This window comes from Butyribacter sp. (assembly GCF_056818865.1).
The window spans coordinates 56,181-76,513 of sequence record NZ_DBLYGC010000001.1 but is presented as its reverse complement, the minus strand read 5'-3'; the positions used below and the strand labels follow the sequence as shown (position 1 = coordinate 76,513).

16 protein-coding genes are annotated in these 20,333 nt (G+C 35.3%); 12 read left to right on the top strand and 4 right to left on the bottom strand.

Annotated features, from left to right (window positions below; translation table 11 throughout):
• Nucleotides 1-104: 104 nt before the first annotated feature.
• The 4 genes from ACZLXV_RS00290 to ACZLXV_RS00275 all read left to right on the top strand — a co-directional run bounded on the left by ACZLXV_RS00290 (nt 105) and on the right by ACZLXV_RS00275 (nt 4,527).
• A complete protein-coding gene (locus ACZLXV_RS00290) occupies nt 105-1,496 on the top strand; it encodes a leucine-rich repeat domain-containing protein (RefSeq protein ID WP_482382137.1) in 1,392 nt (463 codons plus the stop codon).
• A gap of 90 nt (nt 1,497-1,586) precedes the next feature.
• A complete protein-coding gene (locus ACZLXV_RS00285) occupies nt 1,587-2,921 on the top strand; it encodes a leucine-rich repeat domain-containing protein (protein ID WP_482382136.1) in 1,335 nt (444 codons plus the stop codon).
• A gap of 284 nt (nt 2,922-3,205) precedes the next feature.
• Nucleotides 3,206-3,925 carry a lysophospholipid acyltransferase family protein gene (locus ACZLXV_RS00280; RefSeq protein WP_482382135.1) on the top strand — a complete coding sequence of 240 codons (720 nt, stop codon included), beginning with the start codon at nt 3,206-3,208 and terminating at the stop codon, nt 3,923-3,925.
• Between the two features lie 110 nt (nt 3,926-4,035).
• A complete protein-coding gene (locus ACZLXV_RS00275) occupies nt 4,036-4,527 on the top strand; it encodes a hypothetical protein (RefSeq protein WP_022225464.1) in 492 nt (163 codons plus the stop codon).
• A gap of 90 nt (nt 4,528-4,617) precedes the next feature.
• Here ACZLXV_RS00275 and ACZLXV_RS00270 read toward each other — a convergent pair whose 3' ends face one another.
• Together ACZLXV_RS00270 and ACZLXV_RS00265 are read right to left on the bottom strand one after the other, a co-directional pair.
• Complete coding sequence (locus tag ACZLXV_RS00270; protein ID WP_367336411.1) at nt 4,618-5,052, bottom strand: YwiB family protein; 435 nt, start codon at nt 5,050-5,052, stop codon at nt 4,618-4,620.
• A 341-nt stretch (nt 5,053-5,393) separates the two neighbouring features.
• Nucleotides 5,394-6,608, bottom strand: a complete 1,215-nt coding sequence (locus tag ACZLXV_RS00265; RefSeq protein ID WP_482382134.1) for a helix-turn-helix domain-containing protein — start codon at nt 6,606-6,608, stop codon at nt 5,394-5,396.
• Nucleotides 6,609-6,733: 125 nt separating this feature from the next.
• Here ACZLXV_RS00265 and ACZLXV_RS00260 point away from each other — a divergent pair, with 125 nt between their 5' ends.
• Nucleotides 6,734-8,437 (top strand): methyl-accepting chemotaxis protein, encoded by a 1,704-nt coding sequence (locus ACZLXV_RS00260; protein ID WP_482382133.1) that lies wholly within the window; start codon nt 6,734-6,736, stop codon nt 8,435-8,437.
• A gap of 194 nt (nt 8,438-8,631) precedes the next feature.
• Here ACZLXV_RS00260 and ACZLXV_RS00255 read toward each other — a convergent pair whose 3' ends face one another.
• Both ACZLXV_RS00255 and spoIIR read right to left on the bottom strand, forming a co-directional pair.
• On the bottom strand, nt 8,632-8,760 hold the full coding sequence (locus ACZLXV_RS00255; protein ID WP_482382132.1) for a DUF1934 family protein: 129 nt from the start codon (nt 8,758-8,760) through the stop codon (nt 8,632-8,634).
• 126 nt (nt 8,761-8,886) lie between these two features.
• Complete coding sequence (gene spoIIR / locus ACZLXV_RS00250; RefSeq protein ID WP_482382131.1) at nt 8,887-9,705, bottom strand: stage II sporulation protein R; 819 nt, start codon at nt 9,703-9,705, stop codon at nt 8,887-8,889.
• Between the two features lie 199 nt (nt 9,706-9,904).
• Here spoIIR and ACZLXV_RS00245 point away from each other — a divergent pair, with 199 nt between their 5' ends.
• The 7 genes from ACZLXV_RS00245 to ACZLXV_RS00215 all read left to right on the top strand — a co-directional run bounded on the left by ACZLXV_RS00245 (nt 9,905) and on the right by ACZLXV_RS00215 (nt 20,332).
• Complete coding sequence (locus ACZLXV_RS00245) at nt 9,905-12,424, top strand: transglycosylase domain-containing protein (RefSeq protein ID WP_482382130.1); 2,520 nt, start codon at nt 9,905-9,907, stop codon at nt 12,422-12,424.
• A 113-nt stretch (nt 12,425-12,537) separates the two neighbouring features.
• Nucleotides 12,538-13,488: a glycosyltransferase gene (locus tag ACZLXV_RS00240; protein WP_482382129.1), complete on the top strand. Its 951-nt coding sequence runs from the start codon at nt 12,538-12,540 to the stop codon at nt 13,486-13,488.
• 85 nt (nt 13,489-13,573) lie between these two features.
• Nucleotides 13,574-13,900: an ArsR/SmtB family transcription factor gene (locus ACZLXV_RS00235; protein ID WP_367336416.1), complete on the top strand. Its 327-nt coding sequence runs from the start codon at nt 13,574-13,576 to the stop codon at nt 13,898-13,900.
• A 66-nt stretch (nt 13,901-13,966) separates the two neighbouring features.
• Nucleotides 13,967-16,705, top strand: a complete 2,739-nt coding sequence (locus ACZLXV_RS00230) for a type I restriction endonuclease subunit R (protein ID WP_482382128.1) — start codon at nt 13,967-13,969, stop codon at nt 16,703-16,705.
• Between the two features lie 12 nt (nt 16,706-16,717).
• Nucleotides 16,718-17,872: a restriction endonuclease subunit S gene (locus tag ACZLXV_RS00225; RefSeq protein WP_482382127.1), complete on the top strand. Its 1,155-nt coding sequence runs from the start codon at nt 16,718-16,720 to the stop codon at nt 17,870-17,872.
• A complete protein-coding gene (locus ACZLXV_RS00220) occupies nt 17,873-19,360 on the top strand; it encodes a class I SAM-dependent DNA methyltransferase (RefSeq protein WP_482382126.1) in 1,488 nt (495 codons plus the stop codon).
• Nucleotides 19,361-19,363: 3 nt separating this feature from the next.
• Complete coding sequence (locus tag ACZLXV_RS00215) at nt 19,364-20,332, top strand: hypothetical protein (protein ID WP_482382125.1); 969 nt, start codon at nt 19,364-19,366, stop codon at nt 20,330-20,332.
• Nucleotide 20,333 lies beyond the last annotated feature (1 nt).

The window sequence follows — 20,333 nt, the reverse complement described above, 5'->3', positions numbered from 1 at the left end:
TACTAAACAAATTTAAATTTTTTTGCAACATTTACATACAAAAAATGTCTTATAATATAAGAGGAGTTTTTAGTATAATAAAATTATTTTAGGAGGGAAAGTCTATGGGAGTATACAATAATAAAAATAATTTAGGACGCAGTATTACGGACAAAAACTTTGTTATGAGAGTTATAACATTAATTTTAGCGGCGGTGACAGCAGTTGTTATATTTGTTAAACCACAAGGCGCAGCGGCGGCACAGAAAAAATCGAAACAGGCAGAAGGCGGCGTGAATATGAGCCTGAAAAATGGTGTTCTTACCGTAAAAGGAAAAGGTGCGATGTGGGATACAGTCAGCCGGACAGCGTACAAAAAGAATAACATTAAGAAAATTGTAGTTAAAGAAGGTGTTGAATCACTTCCGAGAGATGTATTTAAGGACTGTAAGAAAGTTACCAGTATAAAAATAGCATCTACAGTTAAGAGAATAGGAATTCATGCGTTTGCAAATACAGGAATAAAGAGCATCACTATTCCTAAGTCTGTTAAAAAGCTTGGCTCAGGTGTATGCGATGGCTGTACTAAACTTGAGACAGTGACAATGCCCGGTGACATTGACGTGATTAAGATAAATCCGAGAAAAGATTACATAACAGGGTTGTTTTATCTGAAAGGCGATTATGTTTCATCGCAGCCGCTAAAAAAAGTTAAGTTTACAACAGCATTAAATACAGACATTTTACCTAGAGTTGGAGCATGTGAAAATTATGAGATTTCACAGAAGGATTCAAGATTCAAGAGTATTGACGGAATGATTTATACAAAAGACGGAAAAACACTTGTGAGGATACCGCTTGGAAGAAAAAAAGCTGTTATATCAGACAAATGCACCACAGTTTCTATGGGAAGTTACAGCCATGAGCTTATTGATTTTTCGCACAAATTTTTAAGTGAAATTGTATTTCCGAAGTCGGTTTCAAGTGTAATAGAAGACCAATATGACAAAAAGTTTGATTATAATGATGAAAGACGTGAGGACTATTATGAATGTAAAGATATAAAAGTGACATTGAATTCAGATTATCTTGATAATGAGTCAATACAGAGATTGTGGATATCAAATGAATATTGGAAAAATTCATTGAAAGACGAATTGTTCAGAAGAGAATTTGCAAAATTAAATGAAAAAGATGAACATATGATGATGCTTGCTGACGGCTATCTTTGCACTTATATTTTGAATGATGCACCCGAGGGAACAAGCACAGTGCTTCAAAATCTGCTTATACCGGATAATGTAAAAACAATTGGAATGCAGGCATTTAAAGATTATTATACGAGGTCGGTAATACTTAGCAGTAGTGTACAGAAGATAGAAAATAACGCTTTTAATGCAGATTATTCGCCGGATAGTAAAGTTTCAAATACAAAAGTGTATGTGAAAGGAAATAATATTTTGATGGCAGAAAAGGTATTTGGGACATATCAGAATTATGAAATAATTATGTATTAAAAAAGATTATATGACTGATGGTTAATTTTGTTTTTTATGTATACAGACGCATATAAAATAATGGTTATGTGTGCGGAAATGGAGGCTGTTATGAGTATAAAAAAATATAATAAAAAAAGTGTAAAAATAAGAAATATAATTATAATGTTTGGAATATTGACGGGGTTGTTTTGCAGCTTAAATTTTTTGATGCCTAAGACAGCATCGGCAAAGCAAATAAGTTCAAAATTAAAAAACGGAGTATTCACGGTTTCAGGGGATGGAGACATGTTATCATATGCCGCACCAAAAGCGGCACAGAAAAAGAAAATTAAAAAAATAGTTGTAAAAAAAGGTGTCACAAGCATACCGGAAGATGCTTTTAAAGATTGCAGTAAGGCATCGAATATAACAATAGCTTCTACCGTAAGAGTTATTGGAGCGAGGGCATTCTTTAATACCGGAGTAAAAAAGATAACTATACCTAAAACAACTGAGTCTATAGGACAAGCGGTACTTCAGAATTGTAAGAAGTTACAGGAAGTTACAATGCCGGGACACTTTAATTCAATAGGTGTCAAAAAAAATAAAGAAAATCTTGTTTGTACGTTGTTGTTGGGAGAAGGAAACTCAAATATTGTAAATAAAGTTAAGTTTTCAACTGATTTTAATGCTGATGGATTGACAGATATAGGAGACTGCAAAAATTTTGAAGTTTTATCAACAGATTCAAAGTATAAAAGCATAGACGGATGTATATATACAAAAGATGGAAAGACACTCGTAGCAATACCTTACGGAAAAAGCGAGGTAAAAATTGCAGAGGGATGTGAGGAAGTAAGAGTAAGCAGTTACAGCTATGCTTCATACCGTTATGTCAATTCGAAAGCGGTGTATAGAGGCTATAACGGCTGCGGACAGTTGAGAAAAATAACATTCCCATCAACATTTAAGACACTCTCAACAGATGATAATATTTCTGTTTATGCAGGTAAAAGACAGCAGAAATATACGGATATTCAGATTGAGTTAAATACGAACTATATTGATGAGGACTGCGTAAAGTTATTTTGGAATTCAAAGCAGCTCTGGAGAAAATCGCTGGCGGCTGAATTGGAAAGAATAGGATGTGTTACGATAAAAGATAACATGGTGATTCTTGAAGATGGAGGATTGTGCGGTTATATAGGAGAGAGTGAAAACGTTGAAATAACAATTCCCAATAATGTAAAGTATATATGTGAGAACGCTTTTAACTCATTATCGGACGCAACAGTTCAAAACTTTTCAATAAAGTCCATAGTATTAAATGATAATATCGAAGAAATACCGGTAGGAGCATTTTGCGGAAATAAAAATATAAAAGTGTATGCGAAGAATAATTTAAGAATATGGAATTATGCTTTTAAGAATTGCGGAAACTATGAAATCGTAAAACTTGGTTAAAAACTTTCCGTTTTTTGAGGTTTTATGCAGCAAAATATATTATATTTGCGACAGGCATAGCTATAATAGCGGTATTTAGTGTAATAGTGTACATCAAAAAAGTAAAATGAAAAATATTTGTGATTTATTGCAATCATCAGTCTCACATGATAAACTTATTTATTGGAAAAATTGTTGTCAGCTGCACTATAAGAGTGGACAGTGACGTAAAAGTTCTTTATATTTAATATTTTGAATAAAATATGGGAACTTTTACTTAAAGAAAAAGGAAATGAGGATTAGCTATGAGACTTGTATTAGTTGCGATTTTTTTGATATTGTATACGATATTCACTATTCCGATGGCTCTTGTGCTGTGGATAATCGGAAAGTTTGATGAGAGAAAGAAAGAGGTTGTTGCACAGGTATGTGTAAAAGGCGGTTTTAAGGCAATACTGTTCCTGTCGGGTGTCAGACTGACGGTTAAGGGAAAAGAAAATATTGTGAGAGACGGGGCGGCATTATATGCCTACAATCACAGAGGTTTTTTTGACATCTTAGTTGGATACACAACAGCACCTATGCCGACAGCATTCATCTCAAAAAAAGAGATTGAAAAGGTACCGATGATTTCGTGGTGGATGAAACAGATGAACTGTTTATTCCTCGACAGAGAAAATATAAAAGAGGGAATGAAGACCATTCTTCAGGGAATTGAACTTTTGAAAAACGGAACATCTATATATATTGCACCGGAAGGAACAAGAAATAAGGGCGAGGAACTGCTTGAATTTCATGAAGCCAGCTTCAAGCTTGCAGACAAAGCAAAATGTCCTATAATTCCGGTTGCCATAAACAATACGGATGAAGTATTTGAAAAACATCTTCCTTGGATTCACAGCGCACATGTAACTATAGAGTATTGTGAGCCGATTTATATGGATGATATGGAAAGAGCAGAGAAAAAACATGTTGGTGAAAAAGTGAGAGAAATAATCGGCGAAAAAGTGAAAGCCAACAGATAGATATTGTAATTATAAACATAAACTTTTTTTGCACAATACCTAAAAATATGTTATACTCAAAAAGATAAAATTTTATTAAAAAGAATTTATGCAGAAAGAGGTTACATTTTATGAACAATGAATTTGTTTTGGTACCTGTGCTTGGTGTAAAAGTGTGGGTCGTAGTTATGATTGTAATTATCGTTTTGCTGATAGCTGCACTTGTCGCTCTTAGTATATATGGCAAAAAGCTGCAGACACGTCAGGAAAACACACAAAAAGAGATAGAGGCAGCGGCGCAGAGCGTATCGTTGTTAGTAGTTGATAAAAAGCGTATGAAACTTAAAGAATCGGGTCTTCCGCAGCTTGTTATAGACCAGACACCTAAGTACCTCAGAGGTCAGAAAGTGCCGATTGTAAAAGCTAAGGTCGGACCAAAGATTATGACACTTATCTGTGATGAAAAGATTTTTGAACTTATACCTGTTAAAAAATCAGTTCGTGCGACAGTAAGCGGAATTTATATTACAAAAGTTCAGGGACTTAGGACAAACCTTGAAGCAAAGCCAAGGAAAGTGAAATTTTCACAGAAGATTAAAAATAAGTTTTCAAAAGAAAAATAAGAGCAGAGTATATATACTCATAAGATATAAAAAGACAGAAGATTTGAATTTCTTCTGTCTTTTTTTGTTGTAGTTATGTATGAAAACCTTTTAATCTAGCGACTCAATAATCATGTTTATTGTACAATCTGATACATGACTGTAATTCATATCAAGTCCATAATCAATAGAAATCTCTATTTTGTCGTTTTCTTCATTGATATCAACACGTGTAGTATCAAGCCGCATTTGCATTGAGCCAAAAGGAGTCTCATAGAAAGCAGTGTGTGTTTTTCCTTTTTTAAAAGTCATTTCTGTATTTGTAGCACCTCTTTTAGTGAGGGTTACGGTATCGTCTGAAATTTTAAGAAGATTTGATATAATAGCATCTTTTCCGGTATTTTCATCTTTAAAATATTCTTTATAAGAAATAACATGTTTTCCTGCAACAAGGCGGTAGTTGCCTGTCTGTTTTGTCTGTATGCCTTCCTTATCATCTATTTCATGTTGTAAACCATGTACGGTAACAAGTACATTATTATTCATAAAAATCTCCGTTTCATTATAACTGTAATTGTATGAAGCAATCCGTGGCATTAGCAAGGGTCAAAATACCTTTTGACCCCAACATCAGTATATAACAGTATAGCACATGGTAATAAAGAAATACAATAGTTGTCGATTATCAAACATATTTTGCTATGGCTATTTAACGCAAAGATTGATATAAACTTTCCGTCTCATGGACGGCTCTCGCCTCGGCAGATTGAGCAGGCATCCGAATTTAAAAAATAATCCGGTAGGAATTACGGATGCTATGCTTTTGAAGATGTATGAAAAACTTGGTACAATAATTAGCGAAAAAAAGTAATTTAGATGAAAAACTGCTATGTATTGTATCCGTTTATGTGTTTTTTGCGATATTCATTGGGTGAAATGGCTGCATATTTACGAAAAACACGGGAAAAATGTCCTGGCGAAGAAAATCCAAGACAAAGACTGATGGCAGTTAAAGATTTATTAGTGTAAAGGAGGAGGTGTTTTGCCTCTTCCGTTTTTTTGTTAAGTATAAAATCGGTAAGAGTGATATTGCTTTCTGCTTTAAAACGTTTTGAAAGATAGGATCTGCTCATAAAAAATTCTTTTGCCATAGCCTCAACAGTAATTGGCTCTGACATATGGCGGTTGATGTAGTTAGATACATCGGAAATTAGCTTTGATGCCGGAGCACCTTTATGTAATTGATTGACGCGTTTTGCAAAATCCATAATCATAAAATGCCTAAGGTTATTAATCTTGTGATAATCATTTAACAATTCACATTTAAGAATATAGTTATCACTTAGTTTAAAAGCATAGTCAGGAAGCATTCCGCCTTTTATAGCTGAACGTGAAGCAAGTGTAGCAATGACAATAAATATATTTTTTAATTGGCGGAGCTGGTTGTCAGCCATTATACCAATATTGAGTACTGATGAATTTTCAAGTAGTTCTGACAAAGAGATATAATCTCCTTTTTGAATCATATTCATTAAATTTTGCTCCATATCATAAGTGTTATGAATCGTTATATCCTGTTCAGAAAAATCATTGAAAAAAATCTTGTAAGCTTCATGGCAGTTCATTGATTCTTTAAAATGTTCCTGTAAGGAATTATTAATCAAAATATCCTGAAGTGAATATTTCTCATTGTTTAGTATGTAATTTAAAAAGCACAGAAGCTGCATAAGATGCTCCAATGATATATGATTGATTCCCTGCATGGCAATTATGAAACTTTCAATGTCATCTTTTGCTATATCCAATTGACATGCCAGTTCCAACAGTTCTGATGTGGAATCAGCAACTTGTCTTGTCGGGCCGATTACAATCTTATATTCGTTGGAGTTGACAATGCCATAGTAACTAAAATGTGCTGTAAAAAAATAACCGATATGATCAGAAAGCTTAAAAATATCTGACTGATATATCGAAATTGGATCTTTAATAAGATTAACGGAGGAATAATAAAAAGCCAGTTTATTATCTTTATAAATACGTATAGGAACTCCGGAAAAACTGTTTATCATAATGGCAATATAATTATAATCAATAGATTTCATAGTATGAACCTCCTAAAATTATTGATACAATTATACCATTTATGGACACAAATATGCAAGAATTATTGAAGTAACGCTGATCTAATCTCTTAGAAAAAATAATAGAAGAAAGGAATCTGTGAATTATGTACACAAAATTTGTTAAAAAGAAGATTGAAAGTATGCAGTTACGAGAGAGAATAAAATACGGATACAAAAAAGTAATTATACTAATGGTTATTTCAGGGCTGCTTTCTATCATAGCAATAGGTATGCTTCTTTCAAGTGTTATAAATTATGTTGGGATAATTAATGCTTCAGATATAGCAGTCAAAATGTGCAGAGTGGATGTAAATGCTGCAGCAAGAAATGTAAGAGAAATGGCATTGAATGATGATACATCCTCTTATGATGGTTATGAAAAAACTATAGCAAGATTTCTTGAAGATGTTGATTCTCAAATTAAAATAATAAAAAACAAAGGTGTTGTTTCGGAAGAAAAGTATACAGAATATGCAACAGCGTTATCTGATTGGAAAAAACTTACTTCATCCATAATAGAAGAGATTAAATCAGGAAATCAACAGCAGGGTGTGGATGATATTCTTAATAAATGTACGCCGGCATTGAATAAATTGGTAAATATTGCTTTGGAATTAGATGAGATTACAGATGTGGTCAGTGCTAAGGCAGTACAAAATACTATAGTATATGCTGTTTTAGGAATTGTTTTTATTATTTTCTTTTTTGTTGTGGCATATGTGATTTCAAGAAAAACAGGTAATGACATTCTTGTCAGCATTTTGGAGCCGTTGCATGCCATTGAGGATGTTGCAAAGGAATTAACAGAAGGAAATTTACATAGTACATTAGATTACCGTTCGGAAGATGAAATTGGGCGATTGGCACATAGTATGCGTAAATCCATTCGTATTTTAGGTTCATATGTGGATGATATAGACCGTGCAATGAAGCTGTTTTCAGAAGGGAATTTTGACGTTAAGCCTAATGTGGAATGGAAAGGTGATTTTGTCGGAATCTTACATTCATTTATGGATTTTGAAGCAAGTATGGCTAATATAGTAAAAGGAATACAGCAGGCTTCAAATCAGGTATCAGGTGGTGCAGAACAGGTGTCATCAGGTGCAACGGAATTGGCAGATGGAGCTACAAATCAGGCGGCTTCAGTAGAAGAATTGACTGCTACAGTTGAGAATGTTGCAGAAGAGGTAAGAAATAATTCACAGGCGGCAAGTGAAATAAGTTCAAAAGTAGTGTTACTTGGAAACGAAATATTAGAAAATGATACAAAGATGCAAGATATGGTTAAGTCTATGCTTGAAATTAAAGAAGCATCAATGCAGATAGATAAAATTATTGAAACAATCAATGATATTGCATCACAGACAAATCTTCTTGCATTAAATGCTTCTATTGAGGCAGCAAGAGCAGGGGAGGCCGGAAAGGGATTTGCAGTTGTAGCAAATCAGGTAAACCAGTTAGCAGAACAGAGTTCACAGGCAGTAAAAGAATCAGCTGCTTTAATTAAAACATCTGTTAATGCTGTTGGAAAGGGAATGTTACTTGCTGAAGAGACGGCAAAACAGCTTGAGGAAATTGCGAAAAATTCTAAAGTGATTACTGAAGAGGTATCAGGTATCGCAGATACGCTTGCAGACCAGACATCAGAGATAGAGCAGATTAATGAAGGAATAGAGCAGATTAATGACGTTGTACAAAGTAATTCAGCAACTTCTGAGGAGTGTGCTGCGGCAAGCCAGGAAATGAACAACGAAGCAGAACATTTACGTGATATGATAAGTGAAATCAAAGTAGGTGAATTTAAATAAGAAAGAATATGTTTCATTTAAGAGTCAAAATGGCGGATATGCCATAAATATATGTAAGGTTGAAATGATTACAAAATGTTCCTAATGTAAATGATGTAATGGTCAAAAGTTTTTTGCCCATTACATCATTTAAATATTACGATACAGTTTTACATTAGTAACAGTTCAGCCATAAAAAATAAATCTTAGTCTAATTACTCTATAATCATGTTTATTGTACAATCTGATACATGACTGTAATTCATATCAAGTCCATAATCAATGGAAATCTCTATTTTATCGTTTTCTTCATTAATATCAACGCGTGTGGTGTCAAGCCGCATTTTGCAAGGGTCAAAATACCTTTTGACCCCAACATCAGTATATAACAGTATAGCACATGGTAATAAAGAAACACAATAGTTGTCGATTATCAAACATATTTTGCTAATTTGTTTTGATATGCGGTTTTAATGAAATAAATCATATATACCGCTTCGGATTTGAATTTTAGAATTATTTGCTGTGTCGGTTTTAGGTGTGGTTGATTTGTTGAGTGAATTATATTCCTCGTTTGTGAGTTCGCTTTTGAGTTTTTCTTTTGATTCTTTTGGTACAGTGGCGGTTGTGGCGTCCTCAAAACATAAACTTGGGAACAGGACGCACCACCAGTTATGCCCATCAGCTTTACCTATTTCAACACATAATGCATCATAATATCCTGCCGGGAATGTGAGGTCACCATATGTTTTTGTGGGAAAATATCTGTTTTGTATAAAAACTTTTGCTGAATAAGAATAGCCGTTTTCGTGAATAGTATAATCGGCGGATTGTTTAATATTTTCAAATTTGGAGGAGACATATTGCTTTGCCTGTGCCGCCGAAGATATGCCCGAAAGACCGGTTTGAAGTTCTGAGAGGATGCTGTCGCGAACTTTAATTTTAAGTTTCTGGTCATCGTCACTGTCACTGTTTGCAATAACGTGTAGTCTTAGTACATGTCCGGCAATATTTTTTTGGATTTTCGGGTTACTCTGCGACAAAGTTTTGTAAGGATTTTTTTGTATTGTTTCATTGTTGAAAACAGTTGTTGAAAATTTGTTTATGTTGATACAGTTTGCGTTTTTAATCTTTTTTGTTGAAGAAATATTGGTATTTGAGGCTGATTTACAACTTTTATAAGTATTTAAATATGTCTGATAGCTTTTTATACTCATAAATAAAAGTGTAAATGCTACTGAATATATGGCAATAATAAGTATGATTTTTGATAATTTTATTTTGTTCATGTTATTCTCCGTTTTTTATATTTGACATGTCTTATCTGAAGTGTTGCCGTGAAAAAATATTTTATACAGGAATATAAAGATGTTGGGGTAAAAAGATATTTTAACCCTTGCATCACATAAAGATTTTATTAAGAAAATGCTGAAAAGGTGCATTATTGATGTAAATATGTTATCATAGCTTTAATTGGGAGGTTAATATATGTCAAATAGAAATACAAGGGGAGACAGCACGAGAGTGTTTAATCCCGATGATATTATTGTTCGAGAAAGACAGACAAGAAATGCCACAGCATCGGGAAATGCTGCCGGAAACAGAAATAGCAGAACTTCACAAAATATGAGAACTGCCCAGCGTGCGAATGGTACCGGTACACTCACGCCTAAGCAGGCGAAAAAACAGGAAAAGAAGATTAGAAAGCATAAGAGACATAAAAAGTTTTGGTTTGGCTTTAAGATATTTATGTTGATTTGCCTGTTAGCTATATTAGCGGCACTTGTAGTAATTTATTTTAAATTCGGTGATGACCTTTTAAAATGGAAGATGGAAGCTACGGATATAGTGGAAAATTCAACATCAGATACATTTAGAGCATCTGAGACGAGTATTATTTATGCTTCAAACAAATCAATGATAGCAAAGCTGAAAGGTGACAAGGATTCTTATTATCTGACATTTGATGAAATTCCGCAGTCGGTTAAAGATGCGATGGTTGTCACAGAGGATAGAGATTTTTACAAACATGAAGGAGTAAACTTTTTATCAACTGCAAAGGCAGCTGTTATGCTTGTTGAGAGCAAGTTGAGGCATCAGGATATTTCAAGAGGTGGAAGTACCATAACACAGCAGCTTGCAAAGAATGTTTTTCTTTCAAATGAACGGTCGTATGAAAGAAAAGTAAGAGAAATATTTATTGCATTGGACTTGGAGAAGAAGTATACAAAAGACCAGATTCTTGAGTTCTATATAAATAATATTTATTTTGCAAATGGATATTATGGAATAGAAGCGGCAAGTAAAGGGTATTTTAATAAATCTGCCAAAGACCTTGATCTTGCAGAAGCAGCATTTTTGTGTTCTATACCAAACAGACCAAGTTTGTATAATCCGTTAGAACATTATAAAAATACTTTGAAAAGAAAAAGCCGTATTTTAAAACAGATGCTTGATGCAGACTGTATTACTGCTGCTGAATATAGTGATGCAAATTATGAAGAGGTAATTTTAAATCCTGCACAGGCACTTAAAACGCAGAATTATATGACAACATATGCAATCAGTTGTGCGACAAAGTCACTTATGCAGGCGAGAGGCTTCGAGTTTAAATATAAATTTGACAGCACGGAAGAACAGAAACAATACGAAAAAGAATATGATGAATTGTACGATGATTGCCATAATTCATTGTATACCGGAGGGTATCGTATTTATACATCTTTAAATAAGAAGAAACAGAAGAAGTTGCAGAAAGCGGTTGATGACCAGCTTGCAGGATTTAAAGAAAAAACAAAGAAAGATAAAATTTATAAATTGCAGGGAGCGGCTACATGTATAGATAATTCAAATGGTCTTGTTGTAGCTATCGTAGGAGGAAGAAAACAGAAAAATATTACAGGTTACACATTAAACAGGGCATATCAGAGTTACAGACAGCCGGGAAGCTGTTTTAAGCCGGTTGCTGTTTACACACCTCAGCTTGAGAGAGGATACACCCCTGACAGTATAGTTGATGATACTTATTTCAATGGTGGACCGCACAATGCAGACGGAAGTTATGCAGGAAAAATTTCGCTCAGATATGCGGTTGAAAAATCAAAAAATGTAATTGCGTGGAAATTATTTCAGGAGCTTACACCTGAGGTTGGACTGTCTTATCCTATTAAAATGGGATTTGCAAAGATAGTAGATTCAGATTATTATCCGGCGGCATCGCTTGGTGGACTTACGAATGGTGTTACAACTGTTGAAATGGCATCAGCATTTGCAGCTATTGAAAATGATGGTGTGTTCAGAGAGCCGACATGTATAAGCAAGATTACTGATTCTGAAGGAAAAACCATAGTAAACAACAAGAAAAACCGGAAGGAAAAACATGTTTACAAACAGAATGCAGCCAGAATGATGACAAGTATTCTGCAGGGCGTACTTGTAAGTGGAACTGCAAGGGGAAATGCACTTGACAATATGTCGTGTGCAGGAAAGACAGGAACAACGAGTGATAAAAAAGACGGATGGTTCTGTGGATATACACCATACTATACAACTACAGTATGGGTAGGCTATGATAATCCTAAGACGCTTTATGATTTGTATGGAAATACTTATCCACTCAGGATTTGGCGTGAGTTTATGTCTGATATACATCAGGGGCTTGAAAATAAAGAATTTGAAAGTTATGAGGGACAGAATAGCAGCGGTTCATCGGGTCAGGATTATAGCAGTGATTATAATTCAGACGGAAATACAACCGTGACGGCAGTACCTACAATGGATCCTGATGCAATGGATAATACAAATCCGACGGAGGCACCGGACAATGACAGTGAAAATAATACGGACAAAGATACGGAGGCAGCCCCTACAAAGAAACCGGCAGATAATAATGATAATACAGATGTTGGAGACTCAGGTGATGATGGGGATGATTCACAGCCTGATGATGTAGGTGGAGATGATGATTCGATACCTGATGATGTAGGCGGGGATGATACTGTGAATTAATTGTGAAACTTTCACATCAATGGAGCGATCCGTGGCATCATTTGATGGTAAGTTACTTTCTGGGCACAACGCATTATATGTTCAAAGTCAAATAGTACGAAACGAGGAGAGATATGGTAAGTTTTAGTTTATGTATGATTGTAAAAGACGAGGAGGCAGTCTTATCAAGGTGTCTCGACAGCCTGCATGACATAATGGACGAGATAATTATAGTAGATACGGGATCGACCGACAAGACAAAGGAAATTGCAAGGAAATATACCGATAAAATATTTGATTATAAATGGTGTAATGATTTTGCAGATGCAAGAAATTTTGCGGCATCAAAAGCCACAGGAGATTATATATATACGGCAGATGCAGATGAATATCTTGATGCCGAAAACAGAGATAAACTTTGCCAATTAAAAAAGATCATGCTGCCTGAAATAGAAATCGTACAAATGCTTTACCATACACCTGCCGGTTTGAGTACGGTGTACAATTTTGAGGAGGAATACAGACCCAAATTATATAAAAGACTTAGAACATTTTCTTGGATAGACCAGATACATGAGACATTGAGAGTAGACCCGGTAGTTTACGACAGTGATATTGTGATTGAGCACAGACCACTCACAAATCATGCACCGAGAGATTTTGCGGCATTTGAGAGAATTGCCGCAGATGGAAAAAGACTTTCAAAGAAACTGCATCATATGTATGCAATGGAGCTTTTCCGTTCCGGAGGTGATGATGATTTTATGAAATCGGAAAATTTATTTAAGAGGACTCTTGAAGAAGATGGAAGAACCATAGATGAGGTAAAAGAAGCTTTTTGTGTGCTTGCAAGATGTTATAGAGTAAAAGGTGATATAGTCTCATTTATGGAATGTGCACTTAAAGATGCAGCCACTTCATCTTGTGCAGAGATTTGCTGTGAGCTTGGAATGTATTATGAAAGCGTGGGGAATATTTCAGAAGCTGTTATGTGGTATCAGAATGCACTTACAGAAACAGAGAGCATTCTTGACATAAGAAGTTCACAGGAAATCCCTAATGAGGCACTGGAAAGATTAGAGTAACGTATCAATGACTTATTATGCCGGGCGTGGTGTATTAGTATTTTTGGATGAATGGAGTTTTGATATGGAAGAAAAGACAACATATATGACGATTAATGAAGAAACCGCTGAGGAAATTGAGAATAAGATGCCGGAGGAAAGCGAACTGTACGACCTTGCGGATTTGTTTAAAGTTTTTGGTGATTCGACCAGAATAAAAATTCTCTACGTTCTGTTTGAGAATGAAATGTGTGTGTATGATATAGCTTCTATTCTTAATATGACTCAAAGTGCAATCTCTCATCAGCTTCGCATATTGAAGCAGAACAGGCTTGTCAAGTTCAGAAAGGAAGGAAAGACAGTTCTTTATACACTTGCGGATGAACATGTTTTTACGATACTCAGTCAGGGAATAGAACATGTAGAAGAGTGAACATAGAAAGAAAAAACTCTGTATGTATTTTTATATGGAGTTTTTAGACAAGGGGGGAAGATTGATATGACACCAGAAGAAAAAGCACGTCTTATAATTGATGAAAAGTTATGTCAGGCAGGATGGGTTATACAAGATATGAATCGCCTGAACCTTGCTGTGTCTTTAGGTGTTGCTGTGAGAGAATTCCCTACAAGTACTGGAGAGGTAGATTATGCATTGTTTATTGACGGTCAGCCAGCAGGTGTAGTAGAGGTTAAGAGAGAAGAAGCTGGTCAATCAATCACAGATGTAGAGATTCAGTCCGGAAGGTACGCCCATAGTACCTTTAAATGGGTTAGGGTAGATTATTTTATCCGCTTTGTATATGAAGCGACAGATAAATTGATTAGATTTACAGATTATAAGGACATGAAATATAGGTCAAGAACAGTTTTTTCATTTCATCGTCCAGAGACACTTCGTGAGTTACTGAAACAACCAGATACGATTCGTAATAATATGAAGCATTTTCCAGTTTTGGACGAAACAGGTTTTCGTAAATGTCAGATAAATGCCATAAAAAAATTGGAAGAGTCGTTTGCTGATAACAGACCAAAGGCATTAGTACAGATGGCTACTGGTGCAGGGAAAACATTTACAGCTATAACTGCATCATATAGATTGCTCAAATATGGAAAAATCAATCGGATTTTATTTTTGGTGGATACCAAGGGATTGGGTGAACAGGCAGAGAGAGAATTTCTTGCCTATACTCCGACAGATGATCCAAGATCTTTTTCACAGATTTACGGTGTAAGAAGATTGACAAGCTCATATATTCCAAGCGATGTACAGATATGTATCAGTACAATACAAAGAATGTATTCCATTTTGAAGGGCGAAGAACTGGATGAATCTGCGGAAGAAACTTCTTTTGCAGAATTGACGACAGCTGAAAGTAAGGCACCGAAAGAGGTGGTTTACAACGAGAAATATCCTCCGGAATTCTTTGATGTAATCATCGTAGATGAATGTCATAGATCCATTTACAATGTGTGGAGTCAGGTTTTGTCTTATTTTGATGCATTTATTGTGGGCTTGACTGCGACACCGGACAATAGGACATTTGCGTTCTTTGATGAAAATATAGTTAGTGAATATCCGAGAGAACAGGCCATTGTGGATGGTGTAAATGTTGGAGAGGATATTTTCTTGATTGAAACAAATGTTGGAAAAAATGGTGGACATTTGATGAAACAATTAATTGAATATAGAGACCGATTATCAAGAGCCAAGAGGTGGAAGCAGCTAGACGAGGATATACATTATCAGCCCACACAGCTAGATCGAGATATTGTAAATCCAAGTCAGATTCGGACGGTCATTAAGGCATATAAGGAAAATCTTTATACGAAATTGTTTTCAAGAAGAAAAGAAGTTCCTAAGACATTGATTTTTGCAAAGACAGATAGTCATGCAGATGACATTGTTCAGATAGTGAGAGAAGAGTTTGGGGAAGGAAACGATTTTTGCAGAAAGATTACCTATTCTGTAGATAATTCTGAATCTGTACTTAGCTCTTTTAGAAATGATTATAATCCTAGAATCGCAGTTACCGTTGATATGATAGCAACCGGTACAGATGTTAAGCCGATTGAATGTTTGATTTTCATGCGTGATGTGCGTAGCAAGAATTATTTTGAGCAGATGAAAGGCCGAGGAACCAGAACACTAAGTAAAGACGAACTTCAGAAGGTGACTCCATCTGCAACAGAAAATAAGGACCATTTTGTTATTGTGGATGCAGTTGGTGTCACTAAATCAAGAAAATCAGATACCAGACCGTTAGAGAGTAAGCCATCAGTTAGCATGAAAGAATTGATGATGAATGTTGCTTTAGGAGCTAAGGATGAGAAAATATTGACTTCTCTTGCAAACCGTGTGATTCGGTTAAATAGTCAGATGACACCAGCAGAGAGAAAGCAATTTGAAGAGAAAGTGGGTACTCCGGCAGGAACTGTCGCGGAAAGACTTTTGAACGCCTTTGATGAAGATGTGATAGAAAAAAGGGCACAGTTCAAAACCAGTGTTGAAGAGCCTGACGAAGAGGAGAGAAAAGAAGCCCAAAAGGAACTAATAAAGCAAGCAGTAGCACCGTTCCATAATCCAGATGTACGTGAATACATAGAGAATGTAAGGCGTAATCATGATCAGATTATTGACAATGTAAACATTGATTCTGTAATCTTTGCTGGTTTTGATACTCAGCAGGAAGAAACAGCAGAGCGTGTGATTAAGACATTCCATGAGTTCATTGAAGAAAACAAGGATGAGATTGTGGCATTGCGAATTATCTATGATGAAACTTATAAAAACAGACCTATGGCAATAGAACAGCTGAAAGCCTTATATGAGAAACTTAAATCAAAGGGAATTACTGTGGAACGACTGTGGGATTGTTATGCTATTAAGAAGTCTGATAAAGTGAAGAGAGGAACAATAGCACAGCTGACAGATTTGATTTCCATCATTCGCTTTGAAATGGGATATATAGATAATCTGACGCCATTTGCAGACAAGGTGAATTATAACTTCATGCAATGGACGTTGCGGAGAAATGCTGGTGCTATACATTTCACGGAAGAACAGATGGAGTGGCTACGCTTGATCAAAGATCATATTGCAACTTCGCTCAGTATCTTGCCGGAAGATCTGGATCTGACACCGTTTGATCGGAAAGGTGGACTGTTGGGATTTTATGATGCTTTCGGGGATAGTTATGAAGAAATATTACAAGAAATGAATGAGGAATTGGTGGCGTAAGGAGAATGTACAATGTGGAATTATGTACCTTTTGAAGAGGCTGTTGAGATATGTGATACTCAACGTAAACCAATTAATAATAAAGATAGAGCAAGGCGAATAGAGGGTAAGAAAAAAGATAGTTTATATCCATATTATGGTGCAACTGGTCAAGTCGGCTACATAGACGATTATATTACAGATGGGGAATATGTTTTGTTGGGAGAAGATGGTGCTCCATTCCTAAATACATTTGCAAAAAAGGCATATATTATTTCGGGAAAAACTTGGGTTAATAACCATGCTCATGTTTTAAAATCAAAAACAAATAATAAATTTTTATGCTACTATTTGAATTATTTTAATTATAGTGGATATGTTTCTGGAACAACGAGATTAAAGCTAACTCAAGGACAAATGAAACATATAAAAATACCGGATGTGTCAATTGAAGAGCAGAATCGTATTGTCTCACGCATCGAGGAATTGTTTTCTGAGTTGGATAAAGGTGTGGAGACATTGCAAATTATTAAAGAACAGCTGACTGTATATCGGCAGGCAGTGTTGAAAATGGTATTTGCATCAATGAATGAAAGAAAATCAATACAAGAAGTATCTTCTTTAGTAACAAGCGGTTCACGTGGATGGGCAAAATATTATAATGAAAAAGGTGTTCGATTTATTCGAATTACAGACTTGACAAGAGATAAAATTAAATTGAAAAACAATGCAATTCAGCGTGTGCTTTTACCAGAAGGAGTTGAAGGAAAAAGAAGCCGGTTGCAGGGGAACGATGTTTTAATATCTATTACGGCTGATTTGGGCAGTATTGCATTGGTGCCCGAAGATGTTGAAGAAGCCTATATTAATCAACATATAGCAGTAGTGCGTTTTGTAAACAGTCATCAAGGAGAATTCATGGCGTGGTATCTAAAAAGTGATTATGGACAAAAAGAATTACTACGTAATAAAAGAGGAGGTGGAAAGTTAGGATTAGGATTAGACGATATTAGAAATACGCTAGTTCCAATTGTATCGGATGAGGTAGCGGATGAAGTTGTTTCTGAAATCGAATCACGCATGTCTGTTTGTGATAGTATCGAGCAAACCGTAGACACAGCACTTTCACAAGCTGAAGCCATGCGTCAAAGCATACTAAAAAAAGCCTTTGAAGGAGGATTAAATTAAATGAGTGAACAGACATCAACAATAGTTTCAAAGGTTTGGGGAATGTGTGGTCCATTGAGAGATGATGGTGTATCCTATGGTGACTATTTGGAACAAATCACATATTTAATATTTTTGAAGATGGCAGAAGAGTATTCTAAGCCACCTTACAAGAGAGATACTGGTATTCCGTCAGATTGTACATGGTCTGATATGAGTTCGTTGAAAGGTGCAGAACTGGAAGAAAAATATAAATCCATACTTGAAAAACTTGGAGAGCAGGGAGGAATTCTTGGAAAAATCTTCAAGGGAGCAACAAATAAAATTAGTAATGCAGCGATTCTTTACAGAGTTGTACAGATGATTGATAAAGAAAAATGGGTTGCCATGTCTTCAGATGTAAAAGGCGAAATTTATGAGGGATTATTACAGAAAAATGCAGAAGATATTAAGAGCGGAGCAGGCCAGTATTTTACTCCACGTCCACTGATCAGAGCAATGGTAAAATGTGTTCGCCCTGAGCCGATGAAGACCATCGCAGATCCCTGTTGTGGCTCAGGGGGATTTTTCTTAGCGGCACAGGCATTTTTGGCAGATCCGGAGAACTATTCGTTGGACAGAGAGCAAAAGGAATTCTTGAAGAATGAAACCTTCTATGGTAATGAAATTGTGTCTGCAACATATAAAACTGCATTAATGAACTTATATCTTCATAATATTGGAGATATTTACGGAAAAGTGCCGATTGTTCAAGGAGATGCACTCTTGACTGACCCAAGTTATCGTGTGGATTATGTATTAACTAATCCTCCATTTGGAAAGAAATCTTCCATTACTTTTACCAATGAAGAGGGAAAGCAGGAAGATGAAGATCTGGTTTATAACCGTCAGGATTTTTGGACGACTGGATCCAATAAGCAGTTGAATTTTGTACAGCATATTAATACGATTTTGAAGGCAACCGGAAAAGCCGCTGTGGTAGTTCCGGATAACGTACTGTTTGAAGGCGGAGTGGGTCAAATCGTCCGTAAGAAATTACTGGAGACTACGGACTTGCATACAATTTTAAGATTGCCAACCGGAATCTTCTACAAGCAAGGTGTAAAGGCTAATGTAATCTTTTTTGATAAGCGTCCGGCTAGTGCAGAAATGCAAACAAAGAAAATCTGGATATATGATTTCCGTACAAATGTGCATTTTACATTGAAACAGCATCCGATGACGGATTCGAATCTTGATGATTTCGTTAAATGTTATAATCCAGAAAATCGCTATGAGCGTACAGAAACATGGTCTGAAGAAAATCCAGATGGTCGTTTCCGTTGCTATGATGTTCAGGAGATACTTGAAAGAGATAAAACGAGCTTGGATATTTTCTGGATTAAAGATAAATCTCTTGCAGATCTCGATAATTTACCGGAGCCAGATGTGCTGGCATCAGATATTATCGAGAACTTGCAGAGTGCCTTAGAGAGTTTTCAAGAACTGCAATTACAGATAGGAAAATAATAAATGGAAACAATTTTTGAAAAGAGGTATTGTAAAGAATTAAAATATATAGGCCGATACGAAACAGAAGGATTGCTTTCATATAACATTCAGCGAGAGTGGGCATTACAGCGTGAAAAAATAAAATTTAATGTGGAAATTATGACTGTAATGAATCGAAAAAGTATAATTATAACAATGTCAACTCCTATACTTTTGAGTAAAGCGCATGAATTGCTTTGCAAAATTTTAAGATATGAATGTCTTTTTGATGGACGTTTTTTTAAAATGCAAAAATATGAAATTGACAACTTAGATATTACTGCAGAGATGAGAAAAAGCATGCTGTCGTATTGTGAGGGAGAAAAAGCTTATACAAAATTTAGTCAACCTATGAATGATACAATATATAAAAGAGGATTTTGTGCATGGGAGCGTTTTAATAAAAAATTACTCAGTATGAATCAAATGTTTTATTATATTGGCTTTGGCAATGGAATGACTGCTGATTTGAGATTGGCATTGTTTGCAGAGATATTTGAACCATTATCAGAACATCTTGAATATTTGCAAAAAGTTCAAATTAATTGTTCACAGCAGTCTAGGCAGAGAAACGCTAGGTGTCCTAAATGTGATTTTGGATTCAAAATCTCAACACAAAATAGACCAAGTTTGAGAGATAAGATAGAATCGGTTATTCGTGTATATGGACTACGAATTTTTGATGGAGATGATGTTCTGAAAATCTTAAAGAAAACTGTTAATACGAGAAATAAAATGCTTCATGTAAAAATAAAAGAGGACATATTAACGGGTGGACAGTGTGGATTTTATATTAGAAAGTATGTGGAATTGTACCGAACAGCTATACTTTCAGAACTAAAGTTATGGAATTCAGATATGGAAAATGACCTTATGATTGCAATAGAAAGATATAATTCTGAATTTCCCCAATTGAGAATTAAACAAAAAAGGAACAAAAATCATAGATAGG

Bases quoted from the DNA above. Each gene is read 5' to 3' on its own strand.
- ACZLXV_RS00290 (WP_482382137.1), top strand. From the start codon at position 105: ATGGGAGTATACAATAATAAAAATAATTTAGGACGCAGTATTACGGAC.
- ACZLXV_RS00285 (WP_482382136.1), top strand. From the start codon at position 1,587: ATGAGTATAAAAAAATATAATAAAAAAAGTGTAAAAATAAGAAATATA.
- ACZLXV_RS00280 (WP_482382135.1), top strand. From the start codon at position 3,206: ATGAGACTTGTATTAGTTGCGATTTTTTTGATATTGTATACGATATTC.
- ACZLXV_RS00275 (WP_022225464.1), top strand. From the start codon at position 4,036: ATGAACAATGAATTTGTTTTGGTACCTGTGCTTGGTGTAAAAGTGTGG.
- ACZLXV_RS00270 (WP_367336411.1), bottom strand. From the start codon at position 5,052: ATGAATAATAATGTACTTGTTACCGTACATGGTTTACAACATGAAATA.
- ACZLXV_RS00265 (WP_482382134.1), bottom strand. From the start codon at position 6,608: ATGAAATCTATTGATTATAATTATATTGCCATTATGATAAACAGTTTT.
- ACZLXV_RS00260 (WP_482382133.1), top strand. From the start codon at position 6,734: ATGTACACAAAATTTGTTAAAAAGAAGATTGAAAGTATGCAGTTACGA.
- ACZLXV_RS00255 (WP_482382132.1), bottom strand. From the start codon at position 8,760: ATGCGGCTTGACACCACACGCGTTGATATTAATGAAGAAAACGATAAA.
- spoIIR (WP_482382131.1), bottom strand. From the start codon at position 9,705: ATGAACAAAATAAAATTATCAAAAATCATACTTATTATTGCCATATAT.
- ACZLXV_RS00245 (WP_482382130.1), top strand. From the start codon at position 9,905: ATGTCAAATAGAAATACAAGGGGAGACAGCACGAGAGTGTTTAATCCC.
- ACZLXV_RS00240 (WP_482382129.1), top strand. From the start codon at position 12,538: ATGGTAAGTTTTAGTTTATGTATGATTGTAAAAGACGAGGAGGCAGTC.
- ACZLXV_RS00235 (WP_367336416.1), top strand. From the start codon at position 13,574: ATGACGATTAATGAAGAAACCGCTGAGGAAATTGAGAATAAGATGCCG.
- ACZLXV_RS00230 (WP_482382128.1), top strand. From the start codon at position 13,967: ATGACACCAGAAGAAAAAGCACGTCTTATAATTGATGAAAAGTTATGT.
- ACZLXV_RS00225 (WP_482382127.1), top strand. From the start codon at position 16,718: ATGTGGAATTATGTACCTTTTGAAGAGGCTGTTGAGATATGTGATACT.
- ACZLXV_RS00220 (WP_482382126.1), top strand. From the start codon at position 17,873: ATGAGTGAACAGACATCAACAATAGTTTCAAAGGTTTGGGGAATGTGT.
- ACZLXV_RS00215 (WP_482382125.1), top strand. From the start codon at position 19,364: ATGGAAACAATTTTTGAAAAGAGGTATTGTAAAGAATTAAAATATATA.